1 pseudogene is annotated in these 218 nt (G+C 35.3%); it reads right to left on the bottom strand.

Features of this window, described 5'->3' with window-relative positions:
• Nucleotides 1–181: pseudogene (locus ACRHOC_RS15675) on the bottom strand (RNA polymerase subunit sigma); the annotation flags it as partial.
• Between the last annotated feature and the right edge of the window lie 37 nt (nucleotides 182–218).

Genomic DNA, 218 nt, shown 5'->3' with positions numbered 1-218 from the left:
TAAAAGCGGTTAAAAAGGACTCTTCCATTATGTCCTCAGCCTTATAAGAACCCTTTACAATTCTTACTGCTGTATTATACATTGCTTAGTTATATCTGTTGTAAACCTCGAGTTGTGCACGTTGGTTTCCAGAAATACTGAGCAATAGTAACTGTTCGATATCTTGATTGGTTGATGTCAAAAAAAAAATGGCTTTGGTATATAGATGGGTAGTTGCA

This window comes from Winogradskyella poriferorum (assembly GCF_050618035.1).
Taxonomy (GTDB): Bacteria; Bacteroidota; Bacteroidia; order Flavobacteriales; family Flavobacteriaceae; genus Winogradskyella; species Winogradskyella poriferorum_A.
Note: the sequence above shows the minus strand (reverse complement) of the source record. Positions and strands in the feature narration are given on the sequence as shown.